The organism is Miltoncostaea oceani (assembly GCF_018141545.1).
Classification (GTDB): Bacteria; Actinomycetota; Thermoleophilia; order Miltoncostaeales; family Miltoncostaeaceae; genus Miltoncostaea; species Miltoncostaea oceani.
The window spans coordinates 1,321,219-1,334,665 of record NZ_CP064356.1; the positions used below are offsets into that span (position 1 = coordinate 1,321,219).

The 13,447-nt window shown below is 76.6% G+C and carries 13 protein-coding genes; 9 read left to right on the top strand and 4 right to left on the bottom strand.

Annotated elements, in window-relative coordinates; translation table 11 throughout:
• The first annotated feature begins 65 nt into the window (after nucleotides 1-65).
• The 6 genes from IU369_RS06770 (at nucleotide 66) to IU369_RS06795 (ending at nucleotide 5,520) form a co-directional block, all read left to right on the top strand.
• A complete protein-coding gene (locus IU369_RS06770) occupies nucleotides 66-488 on the top strand; it encodes an ArsR/SmtB family transcription factor (RefSeq protein WP_217923810.1) in 423 nt (140 codons plus the stop codon).
• Nucleotides 485-1,006, top strand: a complete 522-nt coding sequence (locus IU369_RS06775; RefSeq protein WP_217923811.1) for a hypothetical protein — start codon at nucleotides 485-487, stop codon at nucleotides 1,004-1,006. The genes IU369_RS06770 and IU369_RS06775 overlap by 4 nt, the downstream gene beginning before the upstream one ends.
• A gap of 67 nt (nucleotides 1,007-1,073) precedes the next feature.
• A complete protein-coding gene (locus IU369_RS06780; protein WP_217923812.1) occupies nucleotides 1,074-1,586 on the top strand; it encodes a DUF3253 domain-containing protein in 513 nt (170 codons plus the stop codon).
• A gap of 84 nt (nucleotides 1,587-1,670) precedes the next feature.
• On the top strand, nucleotides 1,671-4,055 hold the full coding sequence (locus IU369_RS06785) for an ATP-binding cassette domain-containing protein (protein ID WP_217923813.1): 2,385 nt from the start codon (nucleotides 1,671-1,673) through the stop codon (nucleotides 4,053-4,055).
• A gap of 70 nt (nucleotides 4,056-4,125) precedes the next feature.
• Nucleotides 4,126-4,515, top strand: a complete 390-nt coding sequence (locus tag IU369_RS06790) for a copper resistance CopC family protein (protein WP_217923814.1) — start codon at nucleotides 4,126-4,128, stop codon at nucleotides 4,513-4,515.
• A gap of 63 nt (nucleotides 4,516-4,578) precedes the next feature.
• Nucleotides 4,579-5,520, top strand: coding sequence for a hypothetical protein (locus tag IU369_RS06795; protein ID WP_217923815.1), 942 nt, complete (start codon nucleotides 4,579-4,581; stop codon nucleotides 5,518-5,520).
• Nucleotides 5,521-5,659: 139 nt separating this feature from the next.
• Here IU369_RS06795 and IU369_RS06800 read toward each other — a convergent pair whose 3' ends face one another.
• The 3 genes from IU369_RS06800 to IU369_RS06810 form a co-directional block, all read right to left on the bottom strand.
• A complete protein-coding gene (locus IU369_RS06800) occupies nucleotides 5,660-5,875 on the bottom strand; it encodes a hypothetical protein (RefSeq protein WP_217923816.1) in 216 nt (71 codons plus the stop codon).
• Nucleotides 5,876-5,959: 84 nt separating this feature from the next.
• Complete coding sequence (locus IU369_RS06805; RefSeq protein WP_217923817.1) at nucleotides 5,960-6,220, bottom strand: DUF7218 family protein; 261 nt, start codon at nucleotides 6,218-6,220, stop codon at nucleotides 5,960-5,962.
• A gap of 97 nt (nucleotides 6,221-6,317) precedes the next feature.
• Entirely contained in the window at nucleotides 6,318-7,043 is a 726-nt protein-coding gene (locus IU369_RS06810; RefSeq protein WP_217923818.1) for a DUF6281 family protein, read from the bottom strand.
• Nucleotides 7,044-7,189: 146 nt separating this feature from the next.
• Between IU369_RS06810 and IU369_RS06815 the strand changes: the two genes are divergently transcribed.
• Both IU369_RS06815 and IU369_RS06820 read left to right on the top strand, forming a co-directional pair.
• Nucleotides 7,190-8,296, top strand: a complete 1,107-nt coding sequence (locus IU369_RS06815; protein WP_217923819.1) for an NAD(P)/FAD-dependent oxidoreductase — start codon at nucleotides 7,190-7,192, stop codon at nucleotides 8,294-8,296.
• Between the two features lie 174 nt (nucleotides 8,297-8,470).
• Nucleotides 8,471-10,948: a diguanylate cyclase gene (locus tag IU369_RS06820; RefSeq protein WP_217923820.1), complete on the top strand. Its 2,478-nt coding sequence runs from the start codon at nucleotides 8,471-8,473 to the stop codon at nucleotides 10,946-10,948.
• A 45-nt stretch (nucleotides 10,949-10,993) separates the two neighbouring features.
• On the opposite strand, the gene IU369_RS06825 is transcribed toward IU369_RS06820, so the two are convergent.
• On the bottom strand, nucleotides 10,994-12,196 hold the full coding sequence (locus tag IU369_RS06825) for a PKD domain-containing protein (protein WP_217923821.1): 1,203 nt from the start codon (nucleotides 12,194-12,196) through the stop codon (nucleotides 10,994-10,996).
• A 144-nt stretch (nucleotides 12,197-12,340) separates the two neighbouring features.
• Here IU369_RS06825 and IU369_RS06830 point away from each other — a divergent pair, with 144 nt between their 5' ends.
• Nucleotides 12,341-13,447 (top strand): MFS transporter, encoded by a 1,107-nt coding sequence (locus tag IU369_RS06830; protein ID WP_217923822.1) that lies wholly within the window; start codon nucleotides 12,341-12,343, stop codon nucleotides 13,445-13,447.

Genomic DNA, 13,447 nt, shown 5'->3' on the forward strand with positions numbered 1-13,447 from the left:
ACAATATTTGAAGATACGGCATACTCCGGTGGGGGACAAGCAGCCGGGCAATCGAGGAGGCCGCGGTGCCGGAGGGTGGTGGGAGCGGGCGGGGCGACGCCGCGGGGGACCGCACACGGCCGATCCACGTCGCCAAGGCGGAGTTCTTCCGCGTCCTCGGCCACCCGGCGCGCGTGCGCATCCTCGAGCTGCTGCGGGAGGGGGAGCACAGCGTCGGCGAGCTCCAGGTCGCGCTCGGGCTGGATTCGAGCGGGACCTCGCAGCACCTCGGCGTGCTGCGTCGCCAGGGCGTCCTCGAGAGCCGCCGCGAGGGGACCAGCGTCTACTACCGCGTGAGCGACCCGCGCATGTTCGACCTGCTCGAGGTGGCGCGCGGCATCCTCACCACCTCGCTCGAGGCCACCCAGGCCCTCCTCGCCGAGATGGCGACCGGTCCGGAGCAGGAACCGCGGACGACCCGCGCGCCCCGCCGGCGCGGGGCGACGTGAACGGCGACGCGGACGTCCTCCCGGGGGCGCCCGCGCGGTCCCGCGGCGCGTCGCCGGGGCGCGTGCTCCTCGTCGCGGGGGCGCTCGCGCTGGCGCTGTTCGGCGGCCTCCTCCTGGTGTTCACCCCGTCCCTCGAAGGCCGGCCCGGCCTGCAGACGCTGTGGGTGCTCGCGTCCCTCGTGCTCCTGAAGCTGCCCCTGCTCCTGCTCGTGTGGTGGGTCATCGTCCGGAGGCGTTCACGCGCCACCCCGCCATGGAGCCGGGAGACGACCGACGCCTTCCTCGCCCGCGCACGGGAGGGCGTGGCGCGTGCGCGGGAGGGGCGGGCGCCGGCCGTGGACCTCGCCGACCTGCGCCGGGAGGTCTGGGCGGCGACCGCCCACGCGGACCCCGCGGCGGCGCAGCAGCTCGTGGACCTCGCCCTCGAGATCGACCGGATCGCGCGTCACGGCCCGCTCACCGGCAGGGGGGCGGGGGAGCACGTCGCCGCCGTCGGCGGGCGGTCGCCCGCGCCGTGATCCCGCCGGGTCGGCCGCACGCCGACCCGTCGTTTCGCCCCCGCCCCCGGACGGGCACAGTCCCGCCGTGGCGGACGACGTCGAGCGGACACCCGACGGGCGGTTCATCGTCGTCGGCGGACGGCGCTGGCGGGCGACGGATCCCGCGATCCCCGACGCGTTGCGCGCCGAGCTCGTCCGGGAGCTGATGGCCGCCCGCCGCGAGGTCGGGGCGGCGCACGGGGAGGAGCCGCGCACGGCGGCGGCGCGGGCCCGGGTGCAGGACGCGAAGGTCGCCCTCGGGGAACGCGGCGAGCCGTGGTGGGAGCCTGCCTCCGATGCGGGGACGGCGGAGCGGTTGCGCGCCGCGATCCTCACGCTGCTGCGCGCCCGCGACCCGGCGAGCACCATCTGCCCGAGCGACGCCGCCCGCGTCGCCGGGGGCGCCGGTTGGCGTCCCTCCGTGCCGGTCGCGCGGGACGTCGCCGCCGGCCTCGCGGACGCCGGCGTCGTCGACGTGCGCCAACGCGGGCGGACCGTCGACCCGCGCCGGGCGCGCGGACCCCTGCGGATCGCCCGCGGCCCCGCCTGGCCCGGCTGAGCCTGGCGACGCCGCCGGGGCAGCCGGTATACACCCCCTCGGGGCGGGGACGTGACCGCCGGACGGAGAGGGAGGGCGCGGGACATGGCCACGAGCACCGACGCGGGGGCCGACGGGCGGCACGTCGCCGACCGCCACGACCTGATCCGCGTGCACGGCGCGCGCGTGAACAACCTCAAGGACGTCAGCGTCGAGATCCCTAAGCGCCGGCTGACGGTGTTCACGGGGGTCTCGGGGTCGGGGAAGAGCTCGCTCGTGTTCGGGACGATCGCCGCCGAGTCGCAGCGGATGATCAACGAGACCTACAGCGCCTTCCTCCAGGGCTTCATGCCGAGCCTCGCGCGCCCCGACGTCGACGTCCTCGACGGCATCACGACCGCGATCATCGTCGACCAGGAGCGGATGGGCGCCAACGCCCGCTCCACCGTCGGCACCGCCACCGACGCCAACGCGATGCTCCGCATCCTCTTCAGCAGGCTCGGCACCCCCCACATCGGACCGCCGAACGCGTTCTCGTTCAACGTCGCGTCCGTCCGAGGGAAGGGGGCCGTCACCGTCGAGAAGGGCGGTCGCACCGAGACCACCGCGCAGAGCTTCAGCCGCGCCGGCGGCATGTGCCCCCGCTGCGAGGGGATGGGCGTCGTCACCGAGATCGACCTCACCCAGCTCTACGACGCCGACCGCTCCCTCAACGAGGGCGCCATCACCATCCCCGGCTACAAGGCCGGCGGGTGGTCGGTGCGGATGTTCAGCGAATCCGGCTTCTACGACCCCGACACGCCGATCCGCGACTTCACCGAGCAGCAGCTCCACGACTTCCTCCACCACGAGCCCGTCAAGGTGAAGATCGCGGGGGTCAACATCACCTACGAGGGGCTCGTCCCCCAGGTCCAGCGGACGTACCTCGCGAAGGACCGGGAGGCGATGCAGCCCCACATCGGGGCGTTCGTCGACCGGGCCGTCACGTTCACGACATGCCCCGGCTGCGGCGGCTCGCGCCTCAGCGAGGCCGCCCGGTCATCGAAGGTCGCGGGGATCTCGATCGCCGACGCCTGCGCGATGCAGCTCACCGACCTCGCCGACTGGGTGCGCGGCCTCGACGAGCCGTCGGCCGACCCGCTCATCACCGCCCTCGGGCGCGCCCTCGACTCGTTCGTGGAGATCGGCCTCGGCTACCTCTCCCTCGACCGCCCGTCCGGCACGCTCTCCGGCGGGGAGGCGCAGCGCGTCAAGATGATCCGCCACCTCGGCTCGTCGCTCACCGACGTCACCTACGTCTTCGACGAGCCGACGATCGGCCTGCACCCGCACGACATCCAGCGGATGAACGACCTGCTGCTGCGCCTCCGCGACAAGGGCAACACTGTCCTCGTCGTCGAGCACAAGCCGGAGACCATCGCCATCGCCGACCACGCCGTCGACCTCGGCCCCGGCGCCGGCACCGCCGGGGGCGAGGTCGTGTTCGAGGGCACCGTCGAGGAGCTGCGGACCGGCGGCACCCTCACGGGGCGCCACCTCGACGACCGCGCCGCCCTCAAGGACGCCGTCCGCACGCCGACGGGCACGCTCGAGGTGCGCGGCGCGGACCGGCACAACCTGCAGGACGTCGACGTGGACGTGCCGCTCGGGGTGCTCGTCGTCGTCACCGGCGTCGCCGGGTCCGGCAAGAGCTCCCTCATCCACGGCTCCGTGTCCGGGAGGGACGGGGTCGTCGCGATCGACCAGGCCGCCATCAAGGGCTCCCGGCGCAGCAACCCGGCCACGTATACCGGCCTGCTCGAGCCGATCCGCAAGGCGTTCGCGAAGGCCAACGGCGTGAAGCCCGCCCTGTTCAGCGCCAACTCCGAGGGTGCGTGTCCCACGTGCAACGGGGCGGGGGTCCTCTACGCCGACCTCGGGATGATGGCCGGGGTCGCCACCACCTGCGAGGACTGCGAGGGCCGGCGGTACCAGGCGGCGGTGCTCGGGTACCGCCTCGGCGGCCGCGACATCAGCGAGGTGCTCGCCATGCCCGTCACCGAGGCCGAGGGGTTCTTCGGCGACGGCGAGGCCCGCATCCCCGCCGCCCACGCCATCCTCCGGCGCCTCGCCGACGTCGGGCTCGGCTACCTCAGCCTCGGCCAGCCGCTCACCACGCTCTCCGGCGGCGAACGGCAGCGGCTGAAGCTCGCCACCCACCTCGCGGAGAAGGGCGGCGTCTACGTCCTCGACGAACCCACCACCGGCCTGCACCTCGCCGACGTCGCCCAGCTCCTCGGGTTGCTCGACCGGCTCGTGGACTCCGGGAAGTCCGTCATCGTCATCGAGCACCACCAGGCGGTGATGGCCCACGCGGACTGGATCATCGACCTCGGTCCCGGCGCCGGCCACGACGGCGGCCGCGTCGTCTTCGAGGGCACCCCCGCCGACCTCGTCGCCGCCCGCTCCACCGTCACCGGCGAGCACCTCGCCGACTACGTCGCGGGCTGACCGCGCGGATTTCCGCGATCGCTGCTCCGGGGGGTGGGCACCCCCCGCCGGCCCCGCGATACTGCCCCGCATGCCTCACGTGGACGCCCGCACCCTCCGCCGCGTCGGCGTCATCGCCGCCGCTCTGCTCGCCGTCGTCGCGGCCCCCGCCGCCGGTCACACCGACATCACCTCCAGCTCGCCGGCCGACGGCGCCGTCGTCGACCGGGTGCCGGCGCGGGTGGTCCTCACGTTCGGGCAGACGATCGGGGGGGCCGAGGCCGTGACCCTCACCCGCAACGGCGTCGACAACCTCGTGAAGTCGGCTCGGCGGGACCCGCGGAACGCCCGCCGGGTGCTCGTCACCCTGAAGCAGCCGGGCACGCGGAAGCAGGCGGGCCGCTACCGCCTGTCGTGGCGCGTGAGCGCGCCCGACGGCCACGCCATGCGAGGCGTCATCGCCTTCCGCGTCCGCCCCTGAGCCTGCCGGTGGCGCGGCGCCCGGGCTAGGCTGGCGCCCGCCGTGCAGCGACCGCGCCCCGCCATGAGGCCCCTGCTCGTCGGGGCCGTCCTGCTCGCCGTCTGCGCGACGGCCCTCGGGGCCGTCGTCCACGCCGGCACCCGCGGTGGGGAGGGGGCCGCGCAGGCGCAGGCGCCCGCGCCGCCCCCCGCCGCCCCGCGGCCCACGCCGGAGCGCCCCCGGCTCCCCGGCGGCGGGCGCAGCATCCTGCCCGAGCACCGGGTGCTCGCCCACTACGGGGCGCCGCAGGCCGAGGCCCTCGGGATCCTCGGCATCGGCAGCCCCGCCACCGCGGGCGCCCGCCTGCGCCGCGCCGTGCGCCCCTGGGCGACGCCCGGCCGGAGGCCGGTGATGCCGGCGATGGAGCTGATCGCGGTGATCACCACCGCCGCCCCCGGCGCGGACGGCCGCCACCGCTTCCGCCAGGACCCCGCGGTGATCCGCCGGTACCTGCGGGCCGCCCGCGCCGCGGGGGCGTTGCTGATCCTCGACATCCAGCCGGGGCGGTCGGACTTCGTGACCGAGGCGCGGGCGCTCGCACCGTTCCTCGTGCAGCCCGACGTGGGCCTGGCCCTCGACCCCGAGTGGCGCATGGGGCCGGGGGAGGTGCCCGGACGGGTGATCGGTCAGGTCGACGCGGAGGAGGTCAACCGCGTCGCCGCCTGGATGTCGCGGATCGTCGCGGCCCACGACCTCCCCGACAAGCTCCTCCTGATCCACCAGTTCGAGGACGGCATGATCGAGCGGCGCGGCCGCCTCCGGACCCACCGCGGCATCGACCACGTCCTCAACGCCGACGGCTTCGGGACCGCCGAGGCCAAGGCCGGGACCTACCGGCGCGTCACGCGCGCCCGGCGCGGCTTCGCGACGGGCTTCAAGCTCTTCTACGAGGAGGACACCGGCCTCATGACCCCCGCCCAGGTCCTCCGCCTCCGGCCCCGCCCCGACGTCGTCATCTACGAATGACCGTCGCCCGGCAGGCGTCGACGCCGTGAGCGGCGGACGGGGGCGGCTCGTGGTGGTCGTGGCCTGCCTGTTGCTGACCGTGCTGGTGGTGGTCGCGTGGATCACCGGCGCACCCTGCACGGGGTGCCGCTGACCCTGCTCAGGCGCCGGGTGGCATCTCCGTCCGGCGGTCGCCCTCGTCGAGCTGGGACAGGATCCAGTCGCGCTGCGCCCCGGTCAGGCGCCCGAGGCTCCGCCACGCACGGTCGGGGTCGGACAGCGTCCGCTCCGTGGCGAGGCGGCCGAGGGCGCGCATGGCCTCCATCTGCTCCCACCTGGCGAGCGGCGGCTCGTCACTGTCGGGCGTGAGGGACATGGGTCTGCCCCGATCGTAGGACCCACGGCCCCCCTTACGAAAGCAGGGAACCGCGAAGGGTGCGACGACGGGGGGACCCGGCGCTCAGCGGTTGCGCAACGCGTCGATCAGCTCGTCCTTCGTCATCGACGAGCGACCCTCGATGCCGACCTCGGCGGCGGTCTCGCGGAGGTCCTCGACCGTCCTGTCCTCGTACCTCCCCGCCGAGCCGCCCTTCGACGACGGGTCGTCGCCGGCGGCCTTCGCGTTGGCGATGCGCGCGGCCTTCTCCTTGCTCGCGCCCTCGTCGCGCAACGCCTCGTAGGTCGCGTCGTCCCTCACCGACGGGCCGTGATCCCGTGCCATCGCCACACCTCCGTCGTCCGGTTCCGTGGAGACCTCGTACCCACCCCGCGGACGATCACACCGTCCCGAGCGGGACGGACGGGAGGGGCCGCCGGCGTCAGGGGGCGGGGGAGGCCGGCAGCACCGTGACGCCCGCCGTCAGCAGGACCGGGGACCCGTCGATGCGGACCCGCTCGGCGATGCGGTACGGGCCGGTCGGCACGGCCGGGATCGTGACGGTCGCGCGGGCACCGGCGCCCGTCACCGGCAGACGGGCCGCCAGCCGCCACCGCGTGCCGACCCGGTGCTGCAGCAGCGCCTCGGCGCCCCGCCGCAGCGACGCCCGGGGGCGCGCGCGCACGCCCAGCGCGACGGTCGCGCCGATCCGCGCGCCGACGGGCGCCATCAGCGCCGGGCCGGTCCGCAGCCGGGCCGTCCGGGCCCGCAGGCACGCGAGCCGGGCCGCGACCGTCGCCCCCGTGCAGGGTGTCGCCCCGTTCACCATGAGGTCCGCGGGCCCGGACGCCCCGCCGGTGGGGCGCACGGCGACGGCGAACCGGGGGGCGACCCCGTCGATCCGCCGCGCGACCACCGCCACGTCGGGCTCCGGGGTGGACGGGGCGCCGATCACGATCGCGTCGTCGCACCCCGGCCGCACCGCCGGCCCCACGGGTGCGCCGACGTCCGCCGCCGCGACCGCACCGGTGCCGAGGTACGGCACGCCCAGGTAGGTGACGCCGAGGACGCACGATCCGTCCGCCCGCTCGGCCCCGGCCCCGCCGAGCAGCGCCGCGGCCACGAGCGCCGTCGCCACGACCACCCCGGCCCCACGTGTCCCCGTCACCCCGCGCCCCCCGTCCGGGACGGCGGCCCGGCGCCACCGTCGCGCCACGCACGGTACCCGGCGCCGGGGACGCGACAGGCGTCGCCGGCGACCGAGCGGGTAGCGTCCCCGCAGGACCCCACGACCGCGACGGGAGCGTGAGTGCCGTGACGGCACCGGATCGGATCGTCATCTGCGGGGCGGGCGCCATCGGCGCCGCGACCGCCTACTTCCTCACCCGCCGCGGCGCGCGGCCGGTGCTCGTCGACCGTGCGCGGCCCGCCGCGGCGGCGTCGGGGAAGGCCGCCGGGTTCCTCGCCCTCGACTGGAACACCGGCACGCCCCTCGACGGGCTCGCGCGGGAGAGCTTCGCGCTGCACCGGGCCCTCGCCGACGAGCTCGGCGCGGAGCGCCTCGGCCACCGGCCGATGGACGCCCTCATGACGGCCGCCGCCGACGCGGGCGACCTCGAGCGGTACCGGCGCCTGCCGAACCCCGGCTGGCTCGACGGGAACGTCGTCGCCCACGAGGTCATCGGCGGCCCCGCGACCACCGCCCAGGTCGACCCGCGGGCGTTCACCACCACCCTCGCGGAGGAGGCCGTCGCCGCCGGCGCGGAGCTCGTGACGGGCGTGGTCGACGGACTCGTCCTCGACGAGGCGTCCGGGGCGGTCCGGGGCGTGTCGATCGACGGGGAGGTCCGCGACGCCGACGCCGTCGTGCTCGCCCTCGGCCCGTGGACGCCGCAGGCGCAACGCTGGATCCCGCTCCCGCAGGTCTTCGGCACGAAGAGCGCGAGCGTCGTCCTCGGCGCCGACGCCCCCGCCCAGGCCGTGTTCAGCGAGTACGTCGCCGGCGACGGGCGCCGCAGCACCATCGAGATCTACCCGCGGGCGGGGGGGACCGTCTACATCTCGGGGCACCCCGAGCACGGGACCCTCCCCGACGACCCCGGGGAGATCGCACCGACCGACGCCGCGGTCGGGGAGCTGCGGCGGATCGCCGGCGTCCACTCCGCCGCCCTCGGCGACGCCGAGCTCGTCGCGGCGACCGCCTGCTACCGCCCCCTCACCGTCGACGGCGTCCCCCTGATCGGCCCCGTCCCCGGCGTCCCCGGGGCGATCATCGCCACCGGCCACGCGTCGTGGGGGATCCTGAACTCCCCCGCGACCGGGCGGATGGTCAGCGAGATGCTGCTCGACGGGCGGTCGACGTCCCTCGACGCGACGCCGTTCGACCCGGCCCGCCTGCCTGCGGGGCGCATCGCGGGATGAGCCGCCACGACCCCACCCGGGCCCCCGCACGGGTCCGGGTGGGCGAAGCCCGTGGCGTGCGTGGGATCCGCGGGGTTCGGGCACCATCCCCCGCGTGCCCTTTTCCCACCGGGGCCGGCGGGCCTCGAGTCCCGGCGGCCCTCCGTCACCCTGCGCGCGTGCCGTGACCCCCTCGTGACGCCGCCGCGTCGCGCACCCCGCGGCACCCCGACCGCACCGTCCCTGACCGCCGTGCTCGGCGGGCTCGCCGACGGCGTCGTCGTGTGGGACCGCGACGGCGCGGTCCTCGTGGCCAACGACACCGCACGCGCACTGCTCGGCGCGGCCGGCGGGGCCCTGCCGGCCGCGCCGGACCTGGCCGCCGGTCCCGCCCGCCGCGACGAGGTCGTCGCGGTCCCCGGCGCCGACGGCCGCGTGCGGTGGCTCGCCGTGACCACCACCACCATCGACGATGGCGCGGTCGTCGGCGTGCTGCGGGAGATGGGGGAGCGCCACCGCGTCGCGCGCGACGAGGCGCTCGAGGCGCGCACCCACGCGGCCGTCGCGCGGGTCGCGACGGCGGTCGCCCGCCAGGCGTCCACGGCCGAGCTGTTCCGCATCGTCGCGACGGAGGCCCGGGCCCTGCTCGGCGCCGACGCCGGCGTCCTGGTGCGCCTCGACGGCGGCGGGCAGGCGGAGCTCGTCGAGAGCCGGATGGCGCGCGGCGTGGAGCGGTGCCGCCCGGCGCGGACCGTGCCGCTCGCCGACCTCCCGGCGGTCACCGCGGCGGTGTCCGAGGGGCGTCCCGCCGTCTGGCACCGCGACGCCGGCGGCACCGACGGCGCGTTCCGCTGCCGCAGCCGTGCCGCGGCGCCGGTCCGCCACGGCGACCGCGTGTGGGGCTGCCTCGTCGCCGTGCGCCTCGACGGCGACGTCAGCCACGCCGCGGCCGAGGCGCTCGCGCGCCTCGCCGACGTCACCGGCATCGTCGTCGCCGCGATGGAGGGCCACGAGCGCGTCGCCGACGACACGTCGACCCTTCTGCTCGCCGGCGGGCTCGACCCCGCGGCGACCCTCGACGCGATCGCCGAGGCCGCGCGCCGCGAGCTGGGCGCCGACCGCGCGACGGTCTACGTCAGCCGCGACGCCGAACGGCCCGTCGGCGCGGTGCACACCACCGAGCGCGACCCACGGCGCCGCCACGCCCTCGAGCGCGCCACCCGTCGCCTGCGGGAGGAGCTACCGGTGCTGCGGCGGCTCCTGGAGCGGCCCGACCCCCTGCTCGTGATCGAGGACGTCCGGGCCGACCCCGGGATCTCGCCCGACATGATCCGGTCGATCGGGGCGGGGGCCTTCGCGGGCCTGCGCCTCGAGCACCACACGGTGGAGCAGGCGGGCGCCCCCGCGCTGCTCGGGACGTTGTTCGTCTCGTACGACGACCGCCGGGACATCACCCCCCGCGACCGCCGCCGCCTGCGCTCCCTCGGCGCCCTCGCGTCGCTGGCGCTCGCCAACTCGCGCCTGCACGAGGGGACCCGCCTGAGCCTGGAGGACGCCGAGCGCCGCGCCGCCGCCGACCCCCTCACCGGCCTGCTGAACCACCGCTCGTTCCAGGAGCGGCTGCTGACCGAGTTCGACGGGGCGACGCGGGCGGGCACCCCGCTGTCGCTGGTGCTGCTCGACCTCGACCGCTTCAAGGCCGTCAACGACACCCACGGCCACCAGGTCGGCGACCGCGTCCTCGCGGAGGCCGCGCGGCGCCTCGCGGCCGTCACCCGCCCCGGGGACACCCTCGCGCGCGTCGGCGGCGAGGAGTTCGCCTGGCTCCTCCCCGGAGCCGACGAGCACGCGGCGTGGAACGCGGCGGAGCGGGCCCGGTCGGCGATCGGGGACGCTCCGTTCGCGACGGCCGGTGACCTGTCGATCTCGGCGGGGGTGTGCGACACCGCCCACGCCCGCGACGCGTCCGAGCTCTTCCGCCTCGCCGACGGGGCCCTCTACTGGGCGAAGGGGCACGGGCGTGACGTCACCCTCCGGTACTCGCCCGACGTCGTCGAGGTGCTGTCCGCCCAGGAGCGGGCCGAGCGGCTCGAGCGCTCCCAGACCCTGTCGGGGCTGCGGCTGCTCGCGCGGGTGGTGGACGCCCGCGACCCCTCGACCCGCCGCCACTCCGAGCGCGTCGCCGAGATGGCGGTGCGCCTCGCGACGGCGATGGGCTGGCCGATGGAGCGCATCCTCGCCCTGAGCGAGGCGGCCCTCGTCCACGACGTCGGCAAGATCGGCGTCCCCGACGACGTGCTCCACAAGCCCGCCCGCCTCACCGTCGAGGAGTTCGAGGTCATCAAGCGCCACGCGCCGCTCGGGGCGGACATCGTGCGGGGCATCCTCTCCGCCGAGCAGATCGCGTGGGTGCGCGGCCACCACGAGCGGTACGACGGGCGCGGCTACCCCGACGGGCTGGCGGGGGAGGACATCCCCGACGGCGCCCGCATCCTCGCCGTCGCGGACTCGTGGGACGTGATGGTCAGCGTCCGCGCGTACACCACGCCACGGTCGGTGGCGGAGGCGCTGGAGGAGTGCGCGGCGTGCGCGGGCGGGCAGTTCGCGCCCGAGGTCGTCGCGGCCCTCCACCGCCTCGCCGCGGCGGGTCCCATGGAGCCCATCGGCGACTGACCTGCGCGGCGCCCCGCCCGGTGCACCGGGCGGGGCGCGTGCCCGCTACCGGGCGCGGATGACGAAGCCCTTGACGACGGTCCGGGGCGTCCCGGACGCCGGGCGCAGCACGAGACGGACGCGGTAGCGGCCGGCGGTGAGCTTGCGGCCCAGGGTCAGGCGGCGGTTGCCGGCCGCGACCCGGGTGATCTTCGTGGCGCGCACCCGCTGGTACCCGGCGCGGCCGACCCGCTTGCGCTCGAGCACCGTGCTGAGTCGCACCGCCGTGTTGAGGCGGAACCGCGCGGTAGTGACGCGGGCCCGGCTGGTGCCGACCTTCCAGCGCGCGAGGGACGGCCGGACGGCCGGGCCGCCGCTCGGCGGGGGCGACTCGGTCAGGCCGTCGGTGGAGACGATGATCGTGCGCGACAGCACGCTGGTGGCGCCGGCCGCGTCGGACGACCGGAGCCGGATGACGTAGGTGCCGACCCGGTCGAACCGCCGGGTGACGCTCGGCCCGGTGCCGTCGGCGAACGCGCCGGTGCCGGCCGTGTCCCACGCGCGGCTGGCGACGGCGCCGCCCTCCGGGTCGGTGACCTGGGCGGACCCGAACGTCACCGTGGCGCCCACCTTCGGCGAGGTGTCGGAGGCGCTGATGACGCCCGCGGGCGGGGCGTTGCGGGACAGCGTGACGAGGTCGGCCGCGAAGGCGTCGCCCGGCAGGGCGGGGATCTGCGAGACGTAGACGTCCACCTGGCTGCCGGCGCGCTGGGAGGTGAAGACCGGCGTCGTGACCTGCTGGAACGCGCCGGTGAGGACGACCTCGCCCTCGAGCCGGGCGATCAGGTCGCCGTCGGCGTTCCGCTCGCGCACCCAGACCTTGCCGAGCTTGCCGATCGACTGGGCGCTCTGCGCCCGGATCCAGGCGGACGCGACGAACTGGGTCCCCGCCGGCACCGACGTGCCGCCCGACGAGACGGCGTCGTCGATCGAGTACCCCTCGAGGCCGTCGGCGGTCGGCCCGGCGACGACCTGAACGGCCGAGCTGCCGTCGGGGGCCTCGCCCGGCGCCAGCGGCAGCTGGCTGAACGTCGACCGGAACCCGCTCCAGTCGGCGCTCGGGTCGCGCTCGAAGGAGGGGTTGGCGACGAGGTTGCCGGCGGGCGGGGGCTCGGCGAGGGCCGTCGCGGCGCCGAGCGCCAGCAGGCCCGCGAGGGGCGTCGCCACCCGGCGGGCGCGGGTGCGTGTGCGGGATGAGGGAGTCGTCATGGGCGCGAGTCTAGTAGCGGCCGCCACCGCCCCCGCAGGGGGCGGGTACGACGGGTGGTATAAAGACGCGATGCACCCCCCTTGGTGATCCCCCCGCCGATCCCCTGACGACGCGACGCGGCTCGCACGCCGCGCCGTCGCGTGGTGCGCGCTCGCGGACGCGGTGCCGCTGTACCCCTGTACGCGCTGCTGTTCGCCGACGCGGGCATGTCGGGGTCGCAGATCTCGGCGCTGTTCATCATCTGGTCGGTCGTCGCCGTGGTCGCCGAGGTCCCCTCGGGGGCCCTCGCCGACCGGTACTCGCGCCGCGTCGCCCTCGTGGGCGCGGGCGTCCTGCAGGCCCTCGCGTACGCGCTGTGGATCACCGTCCCGTCGTTCGCCGGCTTCGCGGCGGGCTTCGTGCTGTGGGGCGTCGGCGGCTCCCTCGCGACGGGGGCGTTCCAGGCGCTGCTGCACGACGGGCTGACCCACGCGGGCGCGAGGCAGCGGTACGGCGCGGTGCTGGGCCGCGCGGAGGCCGCGTCCCTCGCGATCCAGGTGCCCGTCGCGGGGGCGGCGAGCGCGCTCGCGGCGGTGGGCGGGTACACGCTGGCGGGGTGGGTCAGCGTCGGGACGTGCCTCGGCGCCGCCGCCCTCGCGGCGTCCCTGCCCGACCACCGCGTCGCCGCCGGGGACGACGGCGAGGCGGAGCCGGGGTACCTGGCGACGCTGGTCGCCGGCGTGCGCGAGGCGGCGGGCGCGGCGCCTGTGCGGGGCGCCGTGCTGGCAATCGCGGTCCTGACGGCGTTCGAGGGCCTCGAGGAGTACTCGCCGCTGCTCGCGGAGGACTGGGGGGTGCCGGTCGGCGCGATCCCGCTGGCCCTGCTCGCGGTGCCCCTCGCGGGCGCCGCCGGGTCGGCCCTCGCCGGCCGCGTCACGGGCGCCGGCACGGCGGCGCTGACGGCGGCCCTCGGCGTCGCGGCCCTCGCCCTCGGCGCGGCGGCGGTCCTGGGGCGGCCCGCCGGGATCGCCGGCTTCGCCCTCTTCTACGGCCTGTGGCGGATGGTCCTCGTCGTGGCCGACGTGCGGCTGCAGGAGCGCATCACCGGTCCCTCGCGGGCGACGGTGACGTCGGTGGCGGGTCTCGGCAGCGAGCTGTCGGTGGTCCTCCTGTTCGGCGCGTGGGCGGCGGGCGGGATCGTGGTGGCGACGGTCCTCGCCCTCGTCACGGCGGCCACGGTGCCGCGGTTGCTGCGCCGCGCGGGGCGGTGA